At 62.8% G+C, this 25,023-nt stretch carries 26 protein-coding genes; 11 read left to right on the top strand and 15 right to left on the bottom strand.

From position 1 onward, the window contains the following. The first annotated feature begins 65 nt into the window (after nt 1–65). The 4 genes from ACVCMI_RS06555 to lgt all read left to right on the top strand — a co-directional run bounded on the left by ACVCMI_RS06555 (nt 66) and on the right by lgt (nt 3,126). Complete coding sequence (locus ACVCMI_RS06555; protein ID WP_447099404.1) at nt 66–686, top strand: LemA family protein; 621 nt, start codon at nt 66–68, stop codon at nt 684–686. Nucleotide 687: 1 nt separating this feature from the next. Continuing rightward, complete coding sequence (locus ACVCMI_RS06560; RefSeq protein ID WP_447099403.1) at nt 688–1,548, top strand: TPM domain-containing protein; 861 nt, start codon at nt 688–690, stop codon at nt 1,546–1,548. Nucleotide 1,549: 1 nt separating this feature from the next. Further along, nucleotides 1,550–2,053, top strand: coding sequence for a TPM domain-containing protein (locus ACVCMI_RS06565; RefSeq protein ID WP_447099402.1), 504 nt, complete (start codon nt 1,550–1,552; stop codon nt 2,051–2,053). A gap of 188 nt (nt 2,054–2,241) precedes the next feature. Then, nucleotides 2,242–3,126, top strand: coding sequence for a prolipoprotein diacylglyceryl transferase (gene lgt, locus ACVCMI_RS06570; RefSeq protein WP_447099401.1), 885 nt, complete (start codon nt 2,242–2,244; stop codon nt 3,124–3,126). Between the two features lie 144 nt (nt 3,127–3,270). Here lgt and ACVCMI_RS06575 read toward each other — a convergent pair whose 3' ends face one another. Next, nucleotides 3,271–4,281, bottom strand: coding sequence for a TIGR00266 family protein (locus ACVCMI_RS06575; protein WP_395117079.1), 1,011 nt, complete (start codon nt 4,279–4,281; stop codon nt 3,271–3,273). Between the two features lie 129 nt (nt 4,282–4,410). On the opposite strand from ACVCMI_RS06575, the gene ACVCMI_RS06580 reads away from it, so the two are divergent. The 3 genes from ACVCMI_RS06580 (at nt 4,411) to ACVCMI_RS06590 (ending at nt 6,195) form a co-directional block, all read left to right on the top strand. After that, nucleotides 4,411–5,226, top strand: a complete 816-nt coding sequence (locus tag ACVCMI_RS06580; RefSeq protein ID WP_447099400.1) for a thymidylate synthase — start codon at nt 4,411–4,413, stop codon at nt 5,224–5,226. Between the two features lie 91 nt (nt 5,227–5,317). Beyond that, nucleotides 5,318–5,806: a dihydrofolate reductase gene (locus ACVCMI_RS06585; RefSeq protein ID WP_447099399.1), complete on the top strand. Its 489-nt coding sequence runs from the start codon at nt 5,318–5,320 to the stop codon at nt 5,804–5,806. Next, nucleotides 5,806–6,195: an NUDIX domain-containing protein gene (locus ACVCMI_RS06590; RefSeq protein WP_447099398.1), complete on the top strand. Its 390-nt coding sequence runs from the start codon at nt 5,806–5,808 to the stop codon at nt 6,193–6,195. The genes ACVCMI_RS06585 and ACVCMI_RS06590 overlap by 1 nt, the downstream gene beginning before the upstream one ends. Nucleotides 6,196–6,248: 53 nt before the next feature. Here ACVCMI_RS06590 and ACVCMI_RS06595 read toward each other — a convergent pair whose 3' ends face one another. The 6 genes from ACVCMI_RS06595 to ACVCMI_RS06620 form a co-directional block, all read right to left on the bottom strand. Then, nucleotides 6,249–6,782, bottom strand: a complete 534-nt coding sequence (locus ACVCMI_RS06595; RefSeq protein ID WP_447099397.1) for an REP-associated tyrosine transposase — start codon at nt 6,780–6,782, stop codon at nt 6,249–6,251. Nucleotides 6,783–6,945: 163 nt separating this feature from the next. Further along, complete coding sequence (coaE, locus tag ACVCMI_RS06600; protein WP_447099396.1) at nt 6,946–7,560, bottom strand: dephospho-CoA kinase; 615 nt, start codon at nt 7,558–7,560, stop codon at nt 6,946–6,948. After that, the gene (locus ACVCMI_RS06605; protein WP_447099395.1) at nt 7,557–8,414 is read right to left on the bottom strand and encodes a prepilin peptidase; all 858 of its coding nucleotides are present in this window, start codon (nt 8,412–8,414) and stop codon (nt 7,557–7,559) included. The genes coaE and ACVCMI_RS06605 overlap by 4 nt, the downstream gene beginning before the upstream one ends. A gap of 156 nt (nt 8,415–8,570) precedes the next feature. Then, entirely contained in the window at nt 8,571–9,851 is a 1,281-nt protein-coding gene (locus ACVCMI_RS06610; RefSeq protein WP_395117093.1) for a type II secretion system F family protein, read from the bottom strand. Nucleotides 9,852–9,992: 141 nt separating this feature from the next. After that, nucleotides 9,993–11,714, bottom strand: a complete 1,722-nt coding sequence (pilB, locus tag ACVCMI_RS06615) for a type IV-A pilus assembly ATPase PilB (protein ID WP_447099394.1) — start codon at nt 11,712–11,714, stop codon at nt 9,993–9,995. A 202-nt stretch (nt 11,715–11,916) separates the two neighbouring features. Beyond that, nucleotides 11,917–13,305, bottom strand: coding sequence for a Fic family protein (locus ACVCMI_RS06620; protein ID WP_447099393.1), 1,389 nt, complete (start codon nt 13,303–13,305; stop codon nt 11,917–11,919). Between the two features lie 482 nt (nt 13,306–13,787). On the opposite strand from ACVCMI_RS06620, the gene ACVCMI_RS06625 reads away from it, so the two are divergent. Genes ACVCMI_RS06625 through ACVCMI_RS06635 form a run of 3 tightly spaced genes read left to right on the top strand, consistent with a single transcriptional unit; the run spans nt 13,788 to nt 16,646 of the window. Further along, the gene (locus tag ACVCMI_RS06625; RefSeq protein WP_447099392.1) at nt 13,788–14,642 is read left to right on the top strand and encodes a glycosyltransferase family 2 protein; all 855 of its coding nucleotides are present in this window, start codon (nt 13,788–13,790) and stop codon (nt 14,640–14,642) included. Next, a complete protein-coding gene (locus tag ACVCMI_RS06630; RefSeq protein WP_447099391.1) occupies nt 14,635–15,888 on the top strand; it encodes a glycosyltransferase in 1,254 nt (417 codons plus the stop codon). The genes ACVCMI_RS06625 and ACVCMI_RS06630 overlap by 8 nt, the downstream gene beginning before the upstream one ends. 20 nt (nt 15,889–15,908) lie before the next feature. Then, on the top strand, nt 15,909–16,646 hold the full coding sequence (locus tag ACVCMI_RS06635) for a methyltransferase domain-containing protein (RefSeq protein ID WP_447099390.1): 738 nt from the start codon (nt 15,909–15,911) through the stop codon (nt 16,644–16,646). A gap of 21 nt (nt 16,647–16,667) precedes the next feature. On the opposite strand, the gene ACVCMI_RS06640 is transcribed toward ACVCMI_RS06635, so the two are convergent. The 5 genes from ACVCMI_RS06640 to ACVCMI_RS06660 are packed head-to-tail and all read right to left on the bottom strand — an operon-like array spanning nt 16,668 to nt 20,738. Continuing rightward, entirely contained in the window at nt 16,668–17,807 is a 1,140-nt protein-coding gene (locus ACVCMI_RS06640; RefSeq protein WP_447099481.1) for a glycosyltransferase family 4 protein, read from the bottom strand. Nucleotides 17,808–17,809: 2 nt separating this feature from the next. Further along, on the bottom strand, nt 17,810–18,220 hold the full coding sequence (locus ACVCMI_RS06645; RefSeq protein ID WP_447099389.1) for a type II toxin-antitoxin system VapC family toxin: 411 nt from the start codon (nt 18,218–18,220) through the stop codon (nt 17,810–17,812). After that, the gene (locus tag ACVCMI_RS06650) at nt 18,217–18,486 is read right to left on the bottom strand and encodes a hypothetical protein (RefSeq protein WP_447099388.1); all 270 of its coding nucleotides are present in this window, start codon (nt 18,484–18,486) and stop codon (nt 18,217–18,219) included. Before ACVCMI_RS06650 ends, ACVCMI_RS06645 begins: the two co-directional genes overlap by 4 nt. Nucleotides 18,487–18,543: 57 nt before the next feature. Continuing rightward, on the bottom strand, nt 18,544–19,668 hold the full coding sequence (glf, locus tag ACVCMI_RS06655) for a UDP-galactopyranose mutase (RefSeq protein WP_447099387.1): 1,125 nt from the start codon (nt 19,666–19,668) through the stop codon (nt 18,544–18,546). Further along, nucleotides 19,665–20,738: a glycosyltransferase family 2 protein gene (locus ACVCMI_RS06660; protein WP_447099386.1), complete on the bottom strand. Its 1,074-nt coding sequence runs from the start codon at nt 20,736–20,738 to the stop codon at nt 19,665–19,667. Before ACVCMI_RS06660 ends, glf begins: the two co-directional genes overlap by 4 nt. A gap of 176 nt (nt 20,739–20,914) precedes the next feature. On the opposite strand from ACVCMI_RS06660, the gene ACVCMI_RS06665 reads away from it, so the two are divergent. Then, entirely contained in the window at nt 20,915–21,850 is a 936-nt protein-coding gene (locus tag ACVCMI_RS06665; protein WP_447099385.1) for a glycosyltransferase, read from the top strand. A 206-nt stretch (nt 21,851–22,056) separates the two neighbouring features. Here ACVCMI_RS06665 and ACVCMI_RS06670 read toward each other — a convergent pair whose 3' ends face one another. From ACVCMI_RS06670 to ACVCMI_RS06680, 3 genes are read right to left on the bottom strand one after another with little or no spacing between them, the layout of a single operon-like run. Then, the gene (locus ACVCMI_RS06670) at nt 22,057–22,875 is read right to left on the bottom strand and encodes a glycosyltransferase family 2 protein (RefSeq protein ID WP_447099384.1); all 819 of its coding nucleotides are present in this window, start codon (nt 22,873–22,875) and stop codon (nt 22,057–22,059) included. Beyond that, entirely contained in the window at nt 22,872–23,774 is a 903-nt protein-coding gene (locus ACVCMI_RS06675) for an NAD-dependent epimerase/dehydratase family protein (protein ID WP_447110623.1), read from the bottom strand. Before ACVCMI_RS06675 ends, ACVCMI_RS06670 begins: the two co-directional genes overlap by 4 nt. Further along, the gene (locus tag ACVCMI_RS06680; RefSeq protein WP_447099382.1) at nt 23,765–24,991 is read right to left on the bottom strand and encodes a DegT/DnrJ/EryC1/StrS family aminotransferase; all 1,227 of its coding nucleotides are present in this window, start codon (nt 24,989–24,991) and stop codon (nt 23,765–23,767) included. Before ACVCMI_RS06680 ends, ACVCMI_RS06675 begins: the two co-directional genes overlap by 10 nt. Nucleotides 24,992–25,023 lie beyond the last annotated feature (32 nt).

The following is a 25,023-nucleotide window of genomic DNA, read 5'->3' on the forward strand; positions in this document are numbered from 1 at the left end:
CGTGCTCATTGCGCCGGGACAGGCCGGATGCTGCAATGCAGATCCGTCCGCTCAGGAGCGATGCCATGAAAATCTTGCGTACCTTGATGATTCTGCTGCTGGTCGGCTTGATGTCCGGCTGCGGCTACAACGCCATGCAGCGTCAGGACGAGGCGGTCAAGGCAGCCTGGTCCGAAGTGCTGAACCAGTACCAGCGCCGCGCCGACCTGGTGCCGAACCTGGTCAACACGGTCAAGGGCTATGCCCAGCACGAGGAGAAGGTCTTCGTGGAGGTGACCAACGCGCGCGCCAAGGTGGGCAGCCTGCAGGTCAACGCCGACACCATCAACGATCCGCAGAAGCTGCAGCAGTTCCAGGCCGCACAAGGCGAGCTGGGCAGCGCGTTGTCACGGCTGATGGTGGTCAGCGAAAACTATCCGCAGCTGAAGGCCGACGGCCTGTTCCAGAACCTGCAGGCGCAGCTGGAAGGCACCGAGAACCGCGTCACCGTGGCGCGCAACCGCTACGTGCAGGCGGTGCAGCAGTACAACGCGATGATCCGCACCTTCCCCAACAACATGACCGCCAAGATGTTCGGCTACAAGGTCAAGCCGAACTTCAGCGTGGACAACGAGAAGGCCATCTCCACCGCGCCCAGGGTGGATTTCGGCACCAGTGCGCCAGCGCCCGCGACTTCGGCGCACTGAAGTGATCCGCCGCCTGCTGCCGCTGCTGGCGTTGCTGCTGTGCCTGCCGGCGGCGCTGCAGGCGGCGGTGCCGCAACTGGCGCGGCACGTGACCGATCTCACCGGCACGCTCAACGCGGCCCAGGTCGACCAGCTCGACGCGCAACTGGTGGCGCTGGAAAAGGCCAAGGGTGCGCAACTGGTGGTGCTGATGGTGGGCAGCACCGGCGAGCAGCCAATCGAGGAGTACTCGCTGGCGGTCGCCGAAGCCAACAAGATCGGCCGCAAGGGCACCGATGACGGCGTCCTGCTGCTCGTCGCCAAGAACGACCGGCGCGTGCGCATCGAGGTCGGTTATGGCCTGGAGGGCGCGATCCCCGACGCCGCCAACGCGCGCATCATCCGCGAGTACATCGCGCCGAAGTTCCGCACGGGCGACTATTTCGGCGGCATCCACGACGCCGTCGGCGCGCTGACCCAGCTGATTGACGGCGAGCCATTGCCGCCACCGGTGGAAGGGGCGCCGCGCGAGGATCGCGGCCTCGGGCTGCAAGGCATGTTGATGATTGCGTTGTTCGCCGCGATCTTCCTGCGCGGCGTGCTGGGCCGGGCGCATGCGCTGGTACGGGTGCCGCTGGGCGGCGCGCTGATTGGCGGCCTGTTGTGGCTGCTGGTTTCCGTCGGCGCCGGCGTGCTCGGCGCGGTGGTGGGCGGCATCGTGATGCTGCTGCCTTCCGGCGGCGGGCGCTCGATCGGCGGTGGCGGCTGGGGCGGTTTCGGTGGCTTCGGCGGCGGCGGCTTCGGCGGCGGAGGTTTCGGCGGCGGAGGTTTCAGCGGAGGCGGCGGCAGCTTCGGCGGCGGCGGTGCCTCGGGGAGCTGGTGACATGACGCGCATGCAACGAGTGCTGGCAAACATGTTCGAGGGCTGGTTCCAGCTGCGGCGGCGTTTTCCCGCCAGCTTGCTGGACGAGATCACGGCTGCCATCGCCGCCGGCGAACGCGGTCACCACGGCGAAGTGCGCGTGGCCATCGAATCGCGACTCCACCCGCTGGCCGTACTGGGCGGACTTGACGCAGCCATCCGCGCGCGCCAGCTGTTCAGCCAGCTGCGCGTGTGGGACACCGAGCACAACAGCGGCGTGCTGCTGTACGTGCTGCTGGCCGAGCATCGCATCGAGATCATTGTCGACCGCGGCATTGCCGCACGCGTGTCGCCGGCGGCATGGGCCGGCATCTGCACCACCATGCGCAACCACTACGCAAACGGCGAATGGCGCGAAGGCAGCCTGGGCGGCATCGCCGCCACCCACGCCCTGCTGCTGCAGCACTTTCCCGCCCACGACAAGGCCAATCCCGACGAGCTGCCGGATCGGCCGGTGTTGCTGTGAACGCGCGCGGGCGTGTCCCGTGGCCAGACCGGCACTCGTAGGAGCCCGCTCGCGGGCGACGTTTTTGCAGGTCCCTGGTCCGAGACAAGAGCATCGCCCGCGAGCGGGCTGCGTGCCTGCGCCCGCGGCATCTTTCCGAATCCTTGCGTGACGCTACACTTGGCCTTTGCCCGATCGGCCCCTTCCGCATGTCGCAGCCTTTTGTCGCCCAATTCGATCCGGTCGCCTTCCATGTCGGCCCGGTGCAGGTGCACTGGTACGGCCTGATGTATCTGCTGGGCTTCCTCTTCGTCGCCGTGCTGGGCGAATACCGGCGCCGCCGCGGACGCCTGCCGGTGAGCCGCGACGCGCTGGGCGACTTGCTGTTCTACGGCATGCTGGGCGTCATCGTGGGCGGGCGCATCTGGTACATGCTGTTCTATTACGAGGGCGGCATCGGCTGGATCTGGCGCGAGCCGCTGGTGCTTTTCAAGGTGTGGGATGGCGGCATGAGTTTCCACGGCGGTCTGCTCGGCGTGCTCGCCGCAGGCTGGTGGTGGTCGCGGCGCAACGCGCTGCACTTCTTCGACACGGTCGATTTCGTGGCTCCGCTGGTGCCGCTCGGACTGGGCCTGGGACGGCTCGGCAACTTCATCAACGGCGAACTGTGGGGCAAACCCGCGCACCATGCATGGGCGATGATTTTCCCCGGCGCACAGGCCGAGGACATCGCCTGGGCCACGGCGCACCCGGCCTGGCTGCCGCAGCTGCAGCAGTTCGGCGGGCTGACCCGACATCCCTCGCAGCTCTACGAACTGTGCCTTGAAGGCGTGGTGATGTTCGTGGTGCTGTGGCTGGTGTCGATGAAACCGCGGCCGCGTTACCTGGTGTCGGGTTTGTTCGCGCTGCTGTACGGCGTGTTCCGTTTCGCGGTGGAGTTCGTGCGCGTGCCCGACGCGCAACTGGGCTATCTGTTCGGCACCGACTGGGTGACGATGGGACAGATGCAGTCGCTGCCGCTGATCGCGGTCGGGCTGGTGCTGATCGCCATGTCCCGCCGCGCGCCCACCTTGGCACTGGCGAATCCGGCGTAGGGCGGGCACTGCCCGCCAAGTTCCTGACGTACGTGCGGCGGGCATTGCCCGCCCTACAAACTGGCCGGCCCCTCGTAGGGCAGGCACCGCCCGCCGGCCGTTCCCGGCACGGCAATGGTGGCATCGCCCGAACTGCGGGCGACGTCAGAAGTTGCGGTCGCCGCCCAGGATGTCGCCCAGGCCGCCGAGGATCGAGCCCTCGCCGCGACGTTGCCCGCCGCCCTGCGGCGCGGCTGCCAGCATGCGACCGGCCAGTCGCGAGAACGGCAGTGATTGCAGCCACACCGTGCCCGGGCCGGTCAGCGTGGCCAGGAACACGCCCTCGCCGCCGAACAGCATGCTCTTGATGCCGCCGACCGCTTTCACGTCCATGTCCACGGTGTCGTGGAAAGCCACCACGCAGCCGGTGTCCACGTCCAGCCGTTCGCCGGCGGCCAGCTCGCGTTTGATCATGGTGCCGCCGGCATGCACGAATACCCAGCCGTCGCCTTCGAGCTTCTGCATGATGAAGCCTTCGCCGCCGAACAGGCCGGTGAGGATCTTGCGCTGGAAGAAGATGCCCAGTTGCACGCCGCGCGCGCCGGCCAGGAACGCGTCCTTCTGGCAGATCAGCCGGCCGCCGTGGTCGGAGAGTTTCATCGCCAGCACGGTGCCGGGGTAGGGCGCGGCGAAGGCGACCCTGGCCTTGCCCTGGCCGCGGTGGGTGAACACCGTGGTGAACAGGCTCTCGCCGGTGATCACGCGCTTGCCGGCGGAGAGCAGCTTGTCCATCAGGCCGCCGCCGCTCTGGCCGCCGCTGGAGCCGTCGCCGAACACGGTATCCATCTGCACGCCGGCCTCCTTGTACATCAGCGCGCCGGCCTCGGCGATCGCGCTTTCGCCCGGATCGAGTTCGATCTCGACGAACTGCATGTCCGTGCCCACGATCGTGTAGTCGATCTCGTCGGCGCGTCCGCTGCCCAGCGTCGCCGGCACCGGCGGCGGACCCATCGCCGCGCCCAGTTCGGCCACGCTGCGGATCGCCTTCCACTCGGTGAAACCTTCGCGCCAGCAATAGCCGTCCGGCTGGCGCCGGGCCTGCGCCATCGCGGCGGCGTCATCCAGCGGGCCGACGCGTTCGGTATTCTTGCCGTAGCTGAAAAACCACGCTGCCATGACCGTCTCCGTGCGGAAAAGCCAGAGTCTAGCCGTGGCCCCTGCAGGAGTGCACCTTGTGCGCGATGCTCTTGTGCCGTGCCTCGAAGAGCATCGCGCACAGGGTGCGCTCCTGCCTATACTTGGCCGATGCATCCATACCTCGACCTGCTCCGCCACGTCCTCGACCACGGCACCCCCAAGGCCGACCGCACCGGCACCGGCACGCGCAGCGTGTTCGGCTGGCAGATGCGGTTCGACCTTGCGCAGGGTTTTCCGCTGGTCACCACCAAGAAGCTGCACATCAAGTCGATCGTGCACGAGCTGATCTGGTTCCTGCGCGGCGACACCAACATCGCCTACCTCAAGGAACACGGTGTGCGCATCTGGGACGAGTGGGCCGACGCCAACGGCGATCTCGGCCCGGTCTATGGTCAGCAGTGGCGCGCGTGGCCGACGATCGACGGCGGCACGATCGACCAGATTTCCTGGGTGGTGGACGAAATCAGGCGCAACCCCGATTCGCGGCGGTTGATCGTCAGTGCCTGGAACGTCGGCGAGTTGCCGAAGATGGCGCTGATGCCGTGCCACACGCTGTTCCAGTTCTACGTGGCCCCTTCGTCGGGCCCGGGACAGGCTGCCAGGCTCAGCTGCCAGCTCTACCAGCGTTCGGGCGACATCTTTCTCGGCGTGCCGTTCAACATCGCGAGTTACGCGTTGCTCACGCACATGATTGCGCAGGTCTGCGGCCTGGCCGTGGGCGATTTCGTGCATACCCTGGGTGACGCCCATTTGTACGACAACCATGTCGAGCAGGCACGCTTGCAGCTGAGTCGCGAGCCGCTGCCGCTGCCGCGGCTGGTGCTCAATCCCGAGGTGCGCTCGGTGTTCGATTTCCGTTGCGAGGACATCGCGATCGAAGGCTACCAATCGCACCCGGCGATCAAGGCCGCGGTGGCGGTCTGATTCCGTGCGCGGCGCGGCCTGCTAAGATTCCAGACATCCCGCGGCGCCCGAGTGGCCGCCTTTTCGATGATCACGATTGCAAGGATTTCCCATGGCCATCTCGCTCATTGCCGCACTCGATGAAAACTTCGCGATCGGCCGCAAGGGCCAACTGCCATGGCACCTGCCGGACGATCTGCGCTGGTTCAAGCAGCTGACCGTCGGCAAGAATGTGCTGATGGGCTACAACACCGCCGTCTCGATCGGCCGCGCGCTGCCGGACCGGGTCAACATGGTGCTCACCCGCCGCCATGAGGCGCCGTTTCCCGGCCAGATCACCGTGCGCTCGATCGAGGAGGCGCAGGCGCGTTGCAGCAACACCGGCCTGTTCGTGATCGGTGGCGGCATGGTGTTTGCCGAGGCGCTGCCCAACGCGCGGCGGATGTACCTGACCTGGGTCAGCGCGGCAATCGACGGCGCCGACACGTTCTTCCCCGGCGTGCACTTCAGCGATTGGACTGAAGTCTCGCGCGTGCACCACAAGGCCGATGCCGAGCACGCCTACGACTTCGACATGGTCGAGTACCTGCGCAACGCGTGATGCCCGCAACGGTCATGCACGTGATGGCTGGCGTCCTGCTGGACGACAATGGTTGCGTGCTGCTGGCGCAGCGCCCGGCAGGCAAGCATCTGGCGGGATTCTGGGAGTTCCCCGGCGGCAAGCTCGAAGCCGGCGAGACACCGCTGGCGGCACTGGCGCGTGAACTGCTGGAAGAGCTGGGCATCCACGTGCGCGACGCCGAGCCCTTGGTCTGCTTGCCGTGGCGATACGAGGATCGGGAGCTGCTGCTCGATGCCTGGCGCGTCTCGTCGTGGCGCGGGGAACCCCGTTCGCTCGAAGCACAGCCGTTGCAGTGGATGCTGCCGGCAAGCGTCGACCCGATGATCCTCGCTCCCGCGGACCGGGTGATTCTGGCTGCGCTCGGGTAGGGCGGGCACCGCCCGCCGCTTTTCTGCACAGCAGCCAGCGGGCGGTGTCCGCCCTACTCGCCGAAGTTGCGCCCTCCCGAGTGGCGCGGTTCGACGCAACCCCAGTCTGGGGGATAGATACCTTCTCGAACCGCGCGGTGAAAACTGGAGTATGGCCAATCTTTCACCTGCGCCACGAGCCCATGTTTGGCCGGGTTGTAGTGTGTGTAATCCATATGGGCGTGGTAATCGCGGATATTGCGAATCCTGTGCTCCCAGAACCGGGGTTGCCACAAGCCGCTGTCGCGACGTGGACCGGTTGCGTGCGGCAGATCCGAGTGTCTGGAGAAGCTCGCCTTGATGAGGCCCCAGCGAGTGGAAAAATCCTGGTCGCCAGCCGGCAACGTCCAGATGGCATGCATATGGTCGGGCAGGATCACCCAGGCATCGATGTGGAACGGCATCCGTCGAAGTACCGCGGCTACGCTTTGGCGCAAGATGGACGCCGAGTGTTCATTCGCCAGAAAACGGCGTCGCTGCGCAGTGACCACGGTGAAGAACCAGGTGGCGCCGTTGACCCGGGCTCGTCGATAGTTCGGCATGTACATGAGGCTAACCGGCCGGCGTGTGGGGGCAACGTCGGCGCGCGACCATGGATGTTGTCGGGGGTTGCGGCCAAGGTTGGCGGGCGGTGCCCGCCCTACACGGCGATCCTGTAGGGCGGGCACCGCCCGCCGCTCCTTCGCACGAGGTCGGTGGGCGTTGCCCGCCCTACGCGGTGGCCAGTGCCAGGTACCGCTGGTGCAGTTCGGCCACGGGCTGATCCAGCGCGCTTTCGTCGCCGCTGTTGTCGATCACGTCGTCCGCGAGGGCGAGGCGCTCGGCGCGAGTGGCTTGCTGCTCGATCATGCGCCGGGCCAGGGCCTCGTCGACGCCGTCGCGGGCGATCAGGCGAGCCAGTTGCACCGACTCGGGGACGTCGACCACCAGTACGCGGTCGACCCAGCGGTACTGCGCGATGTTCTCCGCCAGCAGCGGGATCGCCAGCAGGCAATACGGCGCGCTCCCGCTCTGCGCGCGTTCGCGCAACCAGGCACGCACGCGCGGGTGGATGATGGCTTCCAGCCTGCGTCGCGCGGCGGGATCGGCGAAGACGCGCCGGCGCATCGAGGGACGATCCAGCTCGCCGCGGTCGTCCAGCACGTCCGCCCCGAATGTGGCAACCACCTCGGCAAGGCCTTCGCTGCCGGGTGCGATCACCTCGCGGGCAGCCACGTCGGCGTCATGCACCGGCACGCCCAGCGCCTCGAAGCGCCGCGTCACCGCGCTCTTGCCGGCGGCCACGCCGCCGGTCAACGCCACCACGAGGCGCGGCCCGCCGCTCATCGCAGGCCGGTGAAGTGCATGTAGCCCTGCAGCAACTGGGGACCGGCCATGAACCACACCCAGCCGGCGGCGGCCAGGAACGGTCCGAACGGCATCGGGATTTCGCGCCCGTGCCTGCGCAACGCGATCAGGCTGCCGCCCACCAGGGCGCCGATCAGCGAGGACAGCAGGATCACCGGCAGCAGGGCCACCGGCCCCATCCACGCGCCCAGCGCCGCCAGCAACTTGAAGTCGCCGTGGCCCATGCCTTCCTTGCCGGTGAGCAGCTTGAACGCCCAGTAGACGCTCCACAGGCTCAGGTAGCCGATCGCCGCACCGATGATCGCCGAAGGCGCGCTGGCGAACAGCGGGATCAGCGACAGCACCATGCCCAGCCACAGCAGCGGCAGGGTCAACTGGTCCGGCAGCAACTGCGTGCGGAAGTCGATGCCGGCCGCGGCGATCAGCACCCAGGTGAACACCAATCCTGCCAGCGCGGTCCAGGACGGTCCGAATTTCCAGACCACCAGCGCGCTCAGCACGCCGCTGAACAGTTCCACCAGCGGATACTGGATCGAGATCTTCGCCTTGCAATAGCGGCAGCGTCCGCGCAGCAGCAGCCAGCCGAACAGCGGAATGTTGTCGGCCGCCGACAACGGATGCTTGCAATGCGGGCAGTGCGAAGGCTCGCGCACGATACCCGGCGGCAGCGGCGCGTCATCCGCCGGCAACTCCAGCACCTCGCGCGCCTCCCGGCGCCAGCTTGCGGTCATGCGCTCGGGCAGGCGCAGGATCACCACGTTGAGGAAACTGCCCACCAGCAGGCCGAGCACGGCGGCGAGGGCGATCCAGACGGCGAGGGGTAGTTCGGGCATGCGTCGGCCTTGTGCGTTCATGGTCCCCGGGCGGGGCAGGGTTCAAGGGTACGGTGCCGGGGCGCCGCCCACAAACGAAAGCGGCGGGCAGTGCCCGCCCTACGAGATATCACGCCGTAGGGCGGGCACTGCCCGCCGCTTTTTGTTTCGAGCGCTCTAGAACGTGCCGGCCAGCTTGAAGATCGGCAGGTACAGCGCGATCACGATGCCGCCGACCAGGGTGCCCAGCACCACCATGATGAGGGGTTCGAGCAGGGTGGAGAGGGTGTCCACCGCGTTGCTGACCTCTTCCTCGTAGAACTCGGCGACCTTGAACAGCATGCTGTCCAGCGAGCCGGACTCCTCGCCGATGCCGGTCATCTGTACCACCATGTTGGGGAACAGGCCGGTCTGTTTCATGGCCAGCTGCAACTGGTGGCCGACCGAGATGTCGTCGCGCATCTGTCGCACGGCGTCGCCGTAGACGATGCTGCCGGTGGCACCGGCCACGGCATCCAGGGCTTCCACCAGCGGCACGCCGGCGCGGAAGGTGACGCCCAGCGTGCGGGCGAAGCGGGCGATCGCGGAGTTGCGCACGATGTCGCCCATCACGGGCATTTTCAGCGCAAGGCGATCCAGGAAGTGGGCGAACTTCGGCGAGCGCTTCTTGCCGATGACGATGGCGGCGATGCTGCCGACGATGATGCCCACCACGATGTACCAGTAGCCCTGCATGAACTCCGAGGCGTCGACCAGGAACTGGGTCGGCGCGGGCAACTGCGCACCCGCGTCCTGGAAGGTCTTGGCGAACACCGGCACCACGAACAGCAGCATGATCAGGATGACGATGAACACCACCGCCAGCACCATCATCGGGTAGAACAGCGCCTTCTTGATCTTCTTCTTGATCGCCTCGGTGCGTTCCTTGTAGGTGGCCACCGTGTCCAGCACGGTGTCCAGCACGCCCGAGGTTTCGCCGGCATGCACCAGGTTGCAGTACAGCTCGTCGAACTGCACCGGGTAGCGGCCCAGCGCCTCGTGCAGCGAGGCGCCGCCCTCGATGTTCTGCTTGACGTCGAGCAGCACGTTCTTGAAGCGGACGTTCTTCTGACCGTCGGCGATGATGTCGAAGGACTGCACCATCGGCACGCCGGAAGCCATCATGGTGGCGATCTGGCGGCTGAAGATCGCCACGTCGCCCGGCTTGATCGTGCTGCCGGAGGCGCCGAACAGCGGCTTGGCCCGTTCGCGCACGGTTTGCGGGTTCATGCCCTGGCGGCGCAATTCAGCCTTGACCAGCGAGGCGTTCTTGGCGGGCATGTCGCCCTTCATGCGCTTGCCGCGCTTGTCCAGCGCCACCCATTCGTAAGTGGTCAGTTGACTGACCTCGGCCCGCTGGGCGCCGAGCGCACGCGTCTTGTCTGCCCTTGCTTTTGCGGTTGCGGTAGCCGTGGCCATGCGCATCTTCCCCCGATGGTTCGATCTCGAAGCCGGCGCGCGGGCCGGCTGGCAAGTCATTTTCTACAGCTTAGGTCATTTTCGGCGCTGCAAACCGTGGCGCCTTGCGCAAGTTCCGCAGCGCTGCAGCCCCGCCGGGCGTCATTCCTTGGTCACCCGGTCGATCTCGGTGAGACTGGTCAGCCCCTGCTTCACCTTGAGCAGGGCCGAGGCGCGCAGGTCGTTGACTCCGGCGGCCTTGGCCACTTCGGCGATCTGCATCGCATTGCCGCCCTGCAGGATGATCTTCTGGATATCCTCCAGCATCGGCATCACCTGGTAGATGCCCACGCGGCCCTTGTAGCCCTCGTTGCAGCCCTCGCAACCCACGGCCTGGTAGATGGTCAGGCCGGCGTCGATGTCGGCCTGGCTGAAGCCGGCATCCAGCAGCACCTTCGGCGGCAGCTCGATCGGCTTCTTGCATTCGTGCAGGCGCCGGGCCAGGCGCTGGGCGATGATCAGGGTCACCGACGAGGTGATGTTGTAGGGCGCGATGCCCATGTTCATCAGGCGCGCGATCGTCTGCGCCGCGTCGTTGGTGTGCAGGGTGGACAGCACCATGTGGCCGGTCTGCGCGGCCTTGATCGCGATCTCGGCGGTTTCCAGGTCACGGATTTCGCCGACCATGATCACGTCCGGGTCCTGGCGAAGGAACGAACGCAATGCGCTGGCGAAGGTCATGCCGCGCTTGGCGTTCTGCTGCACCTGGTTGATGCCCTCGACGCGGATTTCGACCGGGTCCTCCACCGTGGAGATGTTGCGCTCGGCGGTGTTGAGCATGTTCAGGCCGGTGTACAGCGACACCGTCTTGCCCGAGCCGGTGGGGCCGGTGACCAGCACCATGCCGTAAGGCTTGTGGATCGCATCGACGTAGAGCTTCTGCTGCTCCGGCTCGTAGCCCAGTTTCTCGATGCCGATCTTGGCCGCCGAACCGTCGAGGATACGCAGCACGATCTTCTCGCCGAACAGCGTCGGCAGCGAGCTGACGCGAAAGTCGATCGCGCGGGTCTTGGAGAGGTTGAGCTTGATGCGGCCGTCCTGCGGCACGCGCTTCTCGGCGATGTCCAGCTGCGCCATCACCTTCAGGCGCGAGGAGATCCGGTTGGCCATCTTCATCGGCGGGCTGGCCACGGCCTTCAACATGCCGTCCATGCGCAGGCGCACCCGGTACTGGGTTTCGAACGGTTCGAAATGGATGTCCGAGGCGCCGCGGCGAATCGCGTCGACCAGGATCTTGTTGACGAACTTCACCACCGGGGCGTCGTCCGTGGCATTGGCGTCGATGCCGGTGGATTCGGCCTCGTCGCTGCCCACCTCCAGATCCAGCTCGTCGAACTCGCCGGTATCCATGTCCGGCATGTTGTCGCGCATGGAGTTCAGCAGGTTCTCGATCGTCCGCTGCAGCGAACTGCGCTCGACCAGGATCGGCTCGACCAGGCAATTGGAATGGAACTTGATCTCGTCCAGCGCGTGCGACTGGGTCGGGTCGGCGATGCCCACGAACAGGCGCTTGCCGCGCCGGAACAGCGGCAGCGCCTGATGCTTGGTCATCAGCGCCTCGCTGATCAGGTCCAGCGGCATCGTGGTCGGGTTGAGCGAGGTCACGTCCATCATCGGCATGCCGAACTCGAGCGAAAGCACCCGCGTCAGCTGCGCGTTCTCGACCAGGTTGTGATCCAGCAGCCACGCGCCCAGCGACACCTTGCGTTGCGTGCTGTCGACCATCGCCTTGCGAACGTCATCCTCGGGCAGCAGCCCTTCGGACACCAGGCGGCGCGCCATGCCGGTCAGGCCTGCGAGCGACGGTTGCGGTTGCGATGACATAACTTACGTGACCCTTTCCCCGTATGTGGTTGAATCTACCGCAGTCTGGCGCTCAGGTCATCCTTTGCCTGCGCTTCGATCCGATAGGGTGATGCAGCGCACAAGCCGGCAGCCGCGCCAGGCTTGGCGCAGGCGTCGGACGGCTTGCCGAATGGACAAGCAAGAATCGAACCGCATCGGCACGCCGTGTGATCGAATCGCATCATGGGTGTCCCCCGGCTTTCCAGGCAGCGAACTCCGAAGGGCGCAATTGATACCGCGCAATATTGCCTTCGTGCAATTGCAGCAACTCATTGAGGGCCATGGCAACGAAAGCTTCCCTGTCCTCGGCGGCCACGTTATCGCCAGCCAGGGGCTGGATCACCTCGGCTGTGGCGGCGAGGCCGTCACGAACCACTCGGCCGACGACTCGCAACAGCTCGTCGCGATAGCGCAGGCGCAGTGGATCGGGTTCGGGCAGCGCCTGCTTGATCAGGGTGTAGCGGCGGCACGAGCGTTCGTAGGCCCAGGCAAAAACATCGCGCAACAATTCGACGCGGTTGAGTTCATACACGGCCAACGTGCCATCGACATACGCGGCCTTGGGGACATCCACGAACGACAGCGGCGCCAGGTTTTGCTTGATCAAGGGGATGTTCGCCGCGAGCCGGGACACGCGTTTGTTGACGTCAACGAAAGGTTGCAGATAAGGCAGTTGCACCATCACGAAAAACGCTTGTTCAAAAGCATCCTCGATGGCGGTTGCCTTGGCCAGCAAGGTATCGAAGCCGTCGACGATCTGCTGAGGAATGGCGACAGGGTGGTAAACCGTACCCGTGATGCCGATGTCGATCCCGCGCAAGCGTCCACCGGCCCCAGTGTCCGTCAGCAGGTTCTCCGCCAGCAGGGCGTGCAGGTTCTGCAGGGTGTAACGGTTGAACCCGATCAGATCCGCTTGGCCCACCAGCATCTCGATGGCAGCCTTGTGGTTCAGGATCATCTGGGCTTCCAGGCGATCCTTTCCCGCGGCATAGCGGCCGAACTCGACCAGGTTCTGCGTGTCCAGCCGTGAATAGGTGTTGCCTTCCAGGCGGCTCGATGACCACGAAAGATCGACCAGCAGGCGATCCATGACTTGGCGTGCGTACGTTCCGGCCGGTTGCAGATCAGCTTGCGAACGGCCGAGTTCATGCAGATGTGCACGCAGGTCACGCGCCAGGTAGAAGCTGTGGTTGGGCTGGTAATCGTCGAGAAATTTTCGCTGGTAGCCGACCGGCGTGCGCTGGAACAGGGGGCGGCGCATCAGGGTGCGCAGCTCGCTCCCTTCAGGGGAAAGGGGAATGTCGTCGTCGATGCCCGATGGATTCGTGCCGCTGCTGTCGCGAATATCCAGTGCCGAGGATGGCAGGGGGGGGTGGTAACGCCGGGCCGGTCCCTTGCCCTCCGCTCGTAGCCGCCCGTCCCGCACCAGTCGAGCCAGCCTGCGTTGCAGGGTTCGCCGGGGCAGGTTCGGAAAGCGCCGACCCAACATGTCTATGGATGCGCCGTGGCCGCCGTCTTCGATGGCGGCGACCAAGGCGTCCAGTTCTGCCGCAGGCAAGGTTTTTGGCATGACCGGTGTCTCTCGCAAGAAGTGGCGCAATCGGCATCATGGCCACGATTGCGCCATATAAAGTGGCGCGATGCAAGCGGAAAGGGCTATTGCGCCATATACAGTGGCGCGATACAGGCGGAAAGAGCTATTGCGCCACATAAAGTGGCGCGATAGGCACAAGGTCGTGTGCGGCAACACAGCCTGCGCGAGCTGACAGCTCAGGGCGGGCGGCGCGTCACACCTGCTCGAAGGGGAATCAGCGGGAGTTGTCGTCAGCAACTTTTTCGCCGCCGCCAACGCGGCCCCAACCAACTGATCCAGGTTGTAGTAGCCGCTCCACGAAAGTCACGTGCGGTTTGTCCTTCGCCAACTCCGCGTACTGCTTGAACAAGGCCCCGTTCTCCGCACGTGGTACGGGGTAGTGCCTGTTTCGAAATGTGCCGCCGCCGACCACCAATTGGCCTTCACGCTATGATCCCTTTTTCCCGGGGAGCCCGATCTTGAACCAGCTCAGCATCATCCTGCCTGCCAAGAACGAGGCGCCCGCGCTCGCGGTCTTGTTGCCGCAACTGCGCGCGGCGCAGCCGCAGGCCGAGATCATCGTGGTCGACGACGGTTCCACCGACGACACCCGCAGCATCTGCGAAAGCCACGGCGTGCAATGCCTGTCCTCGCCGTACTCGATGGGAAACGGCGCGGCGATCAAGCGCGGCACCCGCGCCGCCACGGGCGACATCCTGGTGTTCATGGATGGCGACGGCCAGCATGATCCCGCCGACGTCGCCCGCCTGCTCGACCAGTTGAACCGCGGCTACGACATGGTGGTGGGCGCCCGCGACTGGAGCAGCCAGGCCGGTGTCGGTCGGGGCATCGCCAACACCTTGTACAACTGGCTCGCCACCAAGATGACCGGCCACCCCGTACTCGACCTCACCTCCGGCTTCCGCGCCGTGCGCGCCGACAAGTTCCGCGAATTCCTGCACCTGCTGCCTAACGGCTTCAGCTACCCCACTACCAGCACCATGGCGTTCTTCCGCAGCGCCTACGCGGTCGCGTACATCCCGATCAAGGCCGCCCAGCGCGTCGGCACCAGCCACATCCGACCCCTGCGCGACGGCATTCGCTTCCTGCTGATCATCTTCAAGATTGCCACGCTGTATTCGCCCCTGAAGCTGTTCGTGCCGGCGAGTGCGGTGTTTTTCCTACTGGGGTGCGCGAATTACGCGTGGACCTACAGCCATTACGGCCGGCTCACCAACGGCAGCATGTTGATGTGGAGCGCGTGCGTGATCGTGTTTCTGATCGGGCTGGTTTCAGAGCAGATCACGGGACTGACCTACCGGCGCCATGACTGAATACCCCAGGCCCACTGTACTGGTGCTGGCTTCGACCTATCCGCGTTGGCGTGATGATCCGGAACCGGGCTTCGTGCACGAGTTGTGCCGTCGACTGGCCGGCCGCTTCCGTGTCATCGCCTTGGTTCCGGATGCGCCGGGTGCCGACGCCAGCGGCGAGCTAGATGGCGTCGACGTGGTGCGGTATCGCTATGCGCCCCGTCGCCTAGAGACGCTGGTGAATCACGGCGGCATCGCGACCAACCTGCGCCGTAGCCGGTGGAAATGGCTGCTGGTTCCCGGCTTCCTCATCGGCCAGTACGTGGCGGCCCGGCAATTGCTGAAGCGCCACCGCGTGGACGTGATCCATGCGCACTGGCTGCTGCCACAAGGGCTGATCGCACACCGGCTCAAGCGTGTTGCCGGTATTCCCTACCTGGTGACCTCGCATGGCGGCGACCTTTTCGGCCTGCGGGGCCGTACGTTGAATACACTCAAGCGTCGTGTGGCTGCTGCTTCCTCGGCGATGACCGTCGTCAGCAGTGCCATGTGCGAAGAGGCGGCGCGTGTGGGCCTGCACCCGCCGCGCATGACCGTGCTTCCGATGGGCGTGGACATGCGTGAGCGGTTCATACCCGATCCGACGATCCAGCGGGGCAATGACGAACTGTTGTTCGTCGGGCGGTTGGTGCCAAAGAAGGGCCTCGTCCACTTGCTTGATGCCATGCCTGCAGTCCTCGCGCAGCGGCCTGCCACGACCCTGACCATCGCGGGGTTCGGCCCGGAAGAGGACGCGCTGAAAGCACAGGCGAGCCGGCTGGGCATCGCGGCGAGCGTGAAGTTTCTCGGTGCCACAGCTCAATCCGCGTTGCCCGCACTCTATCGAGGCGCGAGCCTTTTCGTGGCGCCGTTCGTACGCGATGATTCGGGCAACCAGGAAGGATTGCCGGTAGTGCTGATGGAGGCCATCGGCTGCGGGTGCCCAGTTCTCGTGGGTGACGTTGCCGGCATCGGGGATCTGCTGGGCGAGACTCGTGCCGATGTCTGCGTGAGGCCCGGTGACAGCCACGCGCTGGCCATTGCGATTGTCGCCTCACTTGGCAATCCGGAGCAGGCACGCCTGCGTGCCGCCGCCATCCGCAAGGCTGCTGCAGAGCGCATCGACTGGCAGAACATCGCCGACGGCTATGCACGGCAATTGCAGCAATGCGTCGATGGTGCGGGCACGACCGCTCGTCGCGCGGCGTATCCGTCCGGGCGGGAATGATCGAAGGTTCCGGGGCATCCATGCAGAAGCAACCCAAGCTGATCCTGCGAGAAAGTACCATTCGGGACGTAAGCCGTTCATGGCCGACGGGACGGTTCGTCGAGATGGGCGCCGGAACCGGTCACATGACGCGACTCTTCCTTGAGCGAGGGTTCTCCGGCGCGTGTCACGACTTGGGCGAGGACAGCCGGAAGCTGATCCGCCGCAACCTGGCCGATGCCGGAGAGCGCATGCGGGTGGTCGACGAGTTGTCCGAGCTTCTGCCCGAGGAGTTCGACTATCTGTTTGCTTTCGAGGTGCTTGAACACATCGAGAACGACCTGGACGTGTTCCGCGAATGGATGCGCTACCTCAAGCCCGGCGGCAGGGTCCTGCTCTCCGTGCCGGCGCATTCCAGGAAGTACGGCCGTTCCGACGAACTCGTCGGGCACGTGAGGCGGTACGAAAAGGATCAGCTTCACCAGCTGATGCGCGATGGAGGTGTTGATGACGTCCGCATCATCAACTACGGCTACCCGATCACCGAACTTACCCGGCGCCTGTCCAATCGCATCGTGCGCAACGACAGCAGTTACGACGGTCTGAGCGCCGAACAGCGCAGCATCCGCAGTGCCCAGGCGAAACCCAAGGCGATCAATCGCACGTTGTCATTGCTGAGCGACAAGCTGGTCCTGCCGTTTTGCGTAGCGCAGCGCTGGTTCTACACCCGGGACCTGGGTGACGGTTACGTGGCTTGCGGCATCAAGCGATCGGGTTGATCGGTCGGCAAACCCGGCTCTTCACTCTCGGGATGCACCGGGGGAAGGGAAGCCTTCCATGATCTGCCCAAGCCGCTGTTCCATCACCCCCACGAGATGTGCCCAATCGTCGATCGGCACGGTGGCCACGGCAGGGCGGTCAAGCAGATCCAGCACTGCCCGCGCAAGGTCGGCCGGATTGTCTGCCGCGTACAGTCCTTCCGGTGCCGAAGCGAGCAATTCCGGCATCACGCCGACTCGTGCCGAAGCAATCGGCAGGCTGCACGCCAGCATTTCGTAGGCCTTCTGCGGAAAGCAGTAGCGACCGAACGGGGTGTCGCGCAAGTAGATCACGCCGACATCGAGAGCGTTGAACAGTTCGGCGGTGCGCGCATGCGGCAGCTGGCCCAAGTAGTGCACACGCGGATAGGCCGGTGGTGGAAAGCCCGTATCGAAAGGGCCGGCCAGCACCAGGTGCGCGTCGGGATGTCGTGAGGCGATCGTGGGCCACGCCGCGTACAACGCATCCACGCCCTTGTCCCGATGCAACCCGCCCGCCGTGCCGACCAGTAGGGCGTCCTCTGGCAAGTCCAACGCACGGCGACAGGCAGTGCGATCCCGGGGATGGAACACACTCTTGTCCACAGTGCTCGGCATGGCAAGGACCTCGCCACGTGCGCGGTAGGTATCCACGACCAGTTCCTTCAACGGCTCGCTCGTGGTGGTCACCAGCGCGGCCCCCCGCACGGCGTGGCGAAGCGCCGTCACCATGCCCGGAATGCGCGCCTGGCCGAAGCCTTCGAAATTGTCGTAGAGATCGGCGGCATACGGCGCACCGAGACGCTTGGCCAACCATCCCGCAAGAGCAACGTGGGGAATGTCCGAAGCGCCAATCAGCACGTCGGGTGTCCAGCTGTGCAACTGCCGCAGCAGATGCCGTGGATAGCCCGCCAGTGCAGGCAGCACAAACCGGCCCAGCGAGTGCGACCCCCAATGCAACTTGCCTGGCTCGCCCTCATGCTCCCATTCGCCATCGTCGTGGCCCTGGTAGCTCAGGCAGAAGCCCCGCACGTCGTGACCAAGCCGCGCCAACTGGAAGGGAATCTCGTACAGCCGCGCATAGCGATCGAGGATCACGTCCTTGCCCATGTAACGGCGTTTGCACAGAAAGGCGATGCGCATCGTCAACCAAGTATTCGGGTGTTCAGCCCCGCCACGCGGCGGAAGCCGGTGTCGCCGGTAAGAAATACATGATCCTTGCCAAGCTGGAGGCAGCAAGCCGCCTGCAGGGCGTCTGGCGTCTTCAGTCCATGCCGGGCGCGGATTGCCGTGGCCAGGTCGACGACATCGGCGCCCATTTCCACACAGATCAGATCCGCCCGCGCGAAAAATTCGTCATAGGTGGCCAGCGTTTCAACGTCTCCGGCTTTCATCGGTCCCGTCCGGCACTCCAGCCACGCAAGCCGGCTGACGGCGGTGCGCAACGCCGGTTCGGCGAGCGTCAGCGTCTGCAGTTGTCGGCGAACCTTGTCGACAAAAGGCTTCTTGCCTTCGACGAGGTAGATGATTGCGCTGGAGTCAAGAAAGGCGATCACCAGTCGCGGTCGTTACGCAGGCGACGGTTGATCTCCCGCTTGCCCAGTCGCCCGGTGCCCGGATGCGCCAGCAACCACTGCATGGCAGTCAAGCCAGGTACTTTCTTGCGTTGTTCGCCAGCCAGGCGCCGGTATTCGGCTTCCGAAAGCACCACTGCCGCCGTCTTGTTGTGTTTGAGCAAGTGGATAGGGCCATGCTCAAGGCCGTCCTCGATGGCGGCGGCACCACGGCGCTTGAGTTCAGCGACGGTCAGCGTGTTTTCCATGGCAATGCAGGAGGTTGAGTGGGCTTGGAACAAGTTTAGTACGGAAATCGGTACTGTTCAAACATCGTCGCCCTTGCCCAGGAATCGCTTGGCCGCCACTAGTGCGGCTCCCACCACCTGGTCCATGTTGTAGTAGCGGTACTGCGCCAGCCTGCCGACGAAAGTGACTCCCTTTTCCTCCCTGGCCAGTGCCGCGTAGCGTTTGAACAACGCTTCGTTTTCCTCGCGCGGCACCGGGTAGTAGGGGTCGCCATCGGCCTGTGGATATTCGCGTACGATCGACGTGCCTGCATGTTGTTGGCCGGTCAGATGCTTGAACTCGGTGATGCGGGTGTAGGCGTGGTCGTTCGGGTAGTTCACGGTGCCCACTTCCTGGTACCGGTCGACAGCGGGCAGGTGCTCGTGCTCGAAGCGCAGCGAGCGATAGGGCAGGCGGCCGAAACGGAAATCGAAGTAGGCGTCGATGGGCCCCGTATAGACCACGTGGCCGTACGTGTCACGCCCGCGCGCATCGGCGAAATCGACGCCCAGCTCCACCCTGATGTTCGGATGATCCAGCATGGCCTCGAACATCTTCGTGTAGCCGTGCAGCGGCATCGCCTGAAAGGTGTCGGTGAAGTACCGGTCGTCCGTATTGGTGCGCACCGGAATACGCGCGGCCACGCCCGCCTTCAGTTCCGATGGATCCAGGCCCCACTGCTTGCGTGTGTAATTGAGAAAAAACTTCTCGTATAGGTCGCGTCCCACCGAGTTCAGCACCACATCTTCGCTGGTCAAGGTTGGCTCGCGTGGTTCGCGTACCCGGTCGAAATACGCTGCCGCACCTGCCTCATCCAGGTCCAGCCCGTACAGCTGGTTCAGGGTGTCGCGATTGATGGGAAATGGATAGCGCACTCCACCCACCACGCCGCGGACCCGGTGCTCATACGGGCGCCACTCCGTGAAGCGCGACAGATACTTGAAGATCCGCTCGCCATTGGTATGGAAGATGTGCGGTCCGTAGCGATGCACCAGCACGCCGTGCTCGTCCAGTTCGTCGTAGGCATTGCCGGCGATATGCGGGCGCCTGTCGATGACGTGCACGCGGTGGCCGGCATCGGCGAGTTCGCGCGCCATGACGCTGCCGGCGTAGCCGGCGCCGACGATGAGGAAACTGGCATGAATCTTAGTCAATTTGGTCAAGCACTCAGGCCGAGGCGACGTAAGGCAGCAAAAAGTGAGGACTGATAGTCGAGCTTCATGGTCGCCAATATGAAAAGATCGATCGACGTACGTGTTCCCGCATCTGCGAGTATGCGTAATGGTGAAGTTCGATAAGCACTCAACATACGCATGCCTAGTGGTGCTGCGCGTACGCATGCGCGAATCCATTGCGACGCGATGATCTGCTTTGCTTCAGGACTCTCGTAAAATGAAACAAGTCTCAGCAGCCACGCTTCGATACCATCCAAGTCTTCGCGTTTGCTTATGGACTGGGGCGCGCGGATCAAGTTGTGCAGGCGCCGTTCTTCATTGGATGCGTTGATCCCTTGGTTGGCCAATATTTCAAGCCGGATACCTCTGGTCACCTCCTCCATCGCTTTACGTTGTGTCTGGGTAGCCTGATTTGAATGGCGACGATAACGCAGGAGCACCTCTGGAACGTTCGCCATCCGGAAATCAGCCATTGCTCGAGCGAACAGATCGTAATCCTCGGCCAATCGATACTCCTCACGATAGCGGTAACGGTCGAATACTTCACGGCGAGCCATGACCGTTGGGTGGCAAATGGTGCTCTGGAACAACATCGCTGCGCGGAGTGCCGGCTCAGTATGTGGCCAGCGCGCTGTACGCGCTGGACCCTGTCCGAATTCCACAAACCAGCTGCCACACAGATCCAGGCCGGCCTCTTGTAGAAACTGAACTTGTCGGGCGAAACGATCTGGCAGGCATAGGTCATCAGCGTCCAGAATGGCAATCCAGTCGCCTCGCGCTTGATCCAAACCGACGTTACGAGCCGTTGACGGGCCAAGGTTATGGGGAAGCTTGATGAGGCGAACCCGTCCGTCCACTAGCGCCAAATTTTTAACTAACGCCGCAGTTCCGTCCGTGGAGCCGTCATCAATGATCAAAATCTCGAGTGCCGGTAGCGATTGTTCAAGTGCAGAGGCTATCGATTTGGGAAGAAAACTTGCCCCATTGTAGGTTGCGATGATCACTGAGACGGAAGGTCTGTCACTGACACAAACAGGCTGCGGGGATGCCGGATCCATGAACTGCTCCAGTATTTCAGGTGAAGCCGTCGGTTGAGTCTTTGTTTTGGAAACACGTTCCAGAAATGCCCACCTACCTACCACAACCGTCGGTCGCGAAGCACCAATGTTGGCGGGCCACTGCAAATTCGCTCGTAAGATGGCGCCTGCGCGCTCGACATCGTCAAATTCCCCGGGTGTACATCAACCGAGCCAATGGTGTCATCATTTCGCTACTAGGTTACTATTTTCTCGCAATGAAAAACTTCCATCTACAGCAAACTAAGCAAGTTCAACGTACTGCGGCGCATTGCCGAACTGGCGCCGGAACGAAAGATGATGCGTCTCCAGCACCGCGATTCAGCATCATCACAGCAACCTTCAATGCGTGCGACGCGCTGCTGATTACCTCCCGCTCGCTGGAGGCGCAGACTTGCAAGAGCTTCGAGTGGCTCATCACCGATGGTGCGTCGACTGACGGTACGCTGGCTGCGGCACGTGGGCTCGGCGAACTTGTGACCATCTTGATGTCTGAGCCGGACACAGGGGTCTACAACGCTTGGAACAAAATGCTGCCTCATTCGCGCGGGGAATGGGTATTGTTTTTGGGCGCTGGTGATGTTCTGTACGACGTCGATACGCTGGCCAAAGCCGCTGACGCACTTGATAAGCTGCCACTGGAAATCACTACCGCTTACGGTGGTACCATCGTATTTGATGCAGCTTCAGGTATCGATCTATGCGCGCGCAGCCCGGAGTGGCGGGGCTTGCTTGGACCTTGGGGGGGCGCTCGGCCGTGGATGCCATGCCATCAAGGCGTCTTCCAGCGTGCGACTGTGTTCCGGGGGTTTCGCTTTGACGAGCGGTGCCATATTTGCGCCGATGCTGAGCCGCTTCTGGGAGAACTACTGGCCGGACGTGGCGCGAAGCTCGATCTCATGGTGGCACGCTTCGACGCCGGTGGCATTAGCTCACAACCGAGAAACCGTCTGCGGATGGTCTCCGAGTCCGTATATATCAACTGGAAGCTCGGCATTTTTCACGTGCGACCTTTTTATCAAATGGCCGTGGTATTTGTTAATGGGCTACTTCATCCATGGCGTGTCTGGCGCACCTGGAGAAAGCGAAGATAGTTCACAACGGTATCTAGTCATGCAATGCCCTTCCCATTAGATCCATCAGTTCTTAACCATCCAAGGTGTTCCACCTTGGAGCGAACGGTGGACTTCATATGCTCGGTGTGTCGGGGGTGGGCTTCTTGGGGCTTGTCGCCATAATGCCTCAAACGGAGAAGAGATCAGGCCATCCTTAGGGGGCCACTAGAATCGCTGTGCTTCCATTAGAAGAATGATCTGAGCGCCCAACGAAGCTGGAATAACATTTTGCGAGTACCGCTCATGGTCTGGTGTGCGCCAGGTTGAGCTAAGTAGAACGCCTTCGCTACACCATACGATTCGGCCAGTGCGACGCTTTGACCCGTGCGCTGCGCATTGACAGTAATGCTTCCGGGATGCGCGAGGAAGTCTGCAAGTGGCTCCGCCACGTGCGCGTACTGGCTGTAGCTTAACGACGTGAGCAGGAACAGCAGTAAATCTTCCCCAACGCCGGACTTCTTTCCGTATTGACCGGTCGCTCCTGGAACTTCGAGCAATAGGTTCTCCAAAACGTCCGCACGCCGAAATATCGCACAACCGGGGCTGATGGTCAGTGGTGACAGCAGCAGATATTGCACCAAGTCCTTGATCGCATTTTTTCCCGATGGGTGACGCAGCAATACGCCTTGTTTGCCAGCGCTGAGGTCATGTAGCGCCGCCCGCGAGTAGACAAAAGCGACGTCATCGCTGAACCGATCAAGGCACTTTTCTATAAATTGTGGCTCCAACCAGTCGTCGTCGTAGGTGAAATGCAGGTACTTGCCCGTCGCGCACTCCGCGCCATCGCGCCACGCTTCAATAGGGCCTCGATCGTCGTCGCGACGTATGTAGCGAATGCGAGTGCCGTACCTCTTGACCACTGTGGAAATATCGTCAGTACTTCCGTGGTCGACCAAAAGTACTTCGCACGCGATCGTTTGGTCGAGGGCGCTGTCAATCGCGCGGTGAACAAGATGGGCACGATTGTAGACAGGTATTATGATAGAGACTGAAGTAGACGTCATACAGTGAGCCCTGTCGATATCAATTTACGCAACTTTGAGGTATTGGCGACAAGTCCCCCTGGATTCGCCGCAGGTAGATATTGGAGCGAAATATTTTTCCGTGAGAAAAAACGGACTCGGTCAGCGATTTCCCCAATACTAGTCGCTTGGCCCGATCCGATGTTCACCGTAGTGGTTGCGCGCCGCGCGCAGAGGAGCAACATGGCGTCGACGACCATGTCTGCGTACAGGAAGTCGCGGATGGCGTCAGCATCTCTTACTTCGATCACGGAGCCGTCGTCTGCATCGTTGATTCGCGAAAGCAACCCGGGGACGAGGAAGGAGGATGGCTGTTGTTCGTGGAAGTAGCTAAAAATTCGCCCAATGCAAAGTTGTGTCCTTGAATGTCGTGCCAACGGCTCAAGAACACGTTCGCCCGCAAGCTTCGTAGCACCATACAGACTTAGGGGTTCGACGGCAGACTTTTCGGAGACTCGTCGACAGTTTCCCCGCAGACTTGCGGTTGCGGCGTAGACGTGGCTCGTAGATCCGAGGAATAACCAACTGTCAGGAATGAATTTGGCGACCGCTTCTTGAATTGCCACCAACGCCGTCGCATTCACTTTCATGGCAGCGAAAGGATCGGCTTCAACCTTTGGTAGAGGAACAATAGCTGCGAGGTGAAATATGGCTGTTGGTCGGGTTAGATCGATCCACCGCGTGATGCCGGCGATGTCACAGACGTCTCCCGGATATGTGTCTACGTGGATGGCATGATCCCGCAAGCGGTGAGCGAGCAGAGAGCCTAGAACTCCACGGTGCCCCGTAACAGCAATACGTGACCCTTCCAGCGTATTCCAAGCGCGGAAGCTCGGCAGGAATTGGGGTCGGGGAACGAGGGAGGAGAGGTTCACTTGCATGCGGCCGTGAGGGCATCCAGAACAGTTTCGGCCAGCCATGTCATACGATCGGCTTCGATCGGCTTGGCATGAACACCTATGAAAACTCCGTGGTCATGTACTTGTTGGGCCCCGGCGAATGGTGCCAGCGAGCGTTCGATGTTGAATAGGCGAGTCGCAGGCTGCAGATCCATGTTTCCCGAAACAATAGGACGTGTGTCAATATGGGCATCCATCAGCAGCTCGGTGAAGCGCTTGTAATCTATTGAAAGTTCGGGATTGACTAGGAATGGAAAGCCAAACCAACATGCATCTACGCCTGCAGGGGCAGTCGGAAATTGGAGCTGCGATCGCCATTTCGTGCTGTGCTCAAAGGATTTGCGCATCAGGATGGCGTTCTGCTTTCTGTGGCTATTCATTTCGTTCAGCCTTCCCAATTGTTCGATGCCAAATGCTGCTTGGATTTCCATCGGCCGAACGTTATAACCGACGTTGACGAACAGGAATCGCGGATCGATGGCCGAGTTTTCGGCCTCCAATTCACTACGATTACTTTGCTCACGGCTCCAGCCATGAGAGCGCAGGCATCGAAGCAGGTCGTAATCCTCGAGAGTTCGCGCGACGACCATACCACCCTCAATGGTCGTCATATGGTGCGAAAAGTAAAAACTATAAGTGCCGAAATCCCCCAGAGTTCCCAGATGCCGTTGTTGGAACGTTGTGCCCAGGGACTCGCACGTATCCTCTATTAACAGCAGTCCCTTGTCATCTACGATATCCAGCAGTTGTTGCAAATCGGTGCTGTTGCCAAGTACATGCACCATCATGATCGCTTTAATCGGAAGTCGGCGCATCGCCTCGTGTAGGGAAGCTATGGACAAATTCAACGTAGAAGGGTCCACATCTATTAGTACAGGCTTCAAGCCGAGCTGCACGAGAGGCCAAATCGATGTCGACCAGCAGACGGCTGGCACCGCCACATAGTCGCCGATGTCTAACCGCTTCGACCGCAGAGGGTTAATGATCGCGGACGCAGCCAAAAGGTTGGCAGACGACCCAGAGTTCACCATGACTGCATAGGGAGCCCCTATGTGCTCCGCAAATGCAACCTCGAAATCATGCACTCGCTGTCCCATGGTAAGTTGACCGCTGAGCAACGTTTCCATGCAACGCAGGATTTCCTGGTTGTCGTAGCTTGAATCTACAAGCGGGAATTCGTAATTGGGGTTGGTCGTCATTGTAGTTGGAATCCGTAGCAATTGTTCATCGG

The organism is Rhodanobacter sp. UC4448_H15 (genome assembly GCF_052978265.1).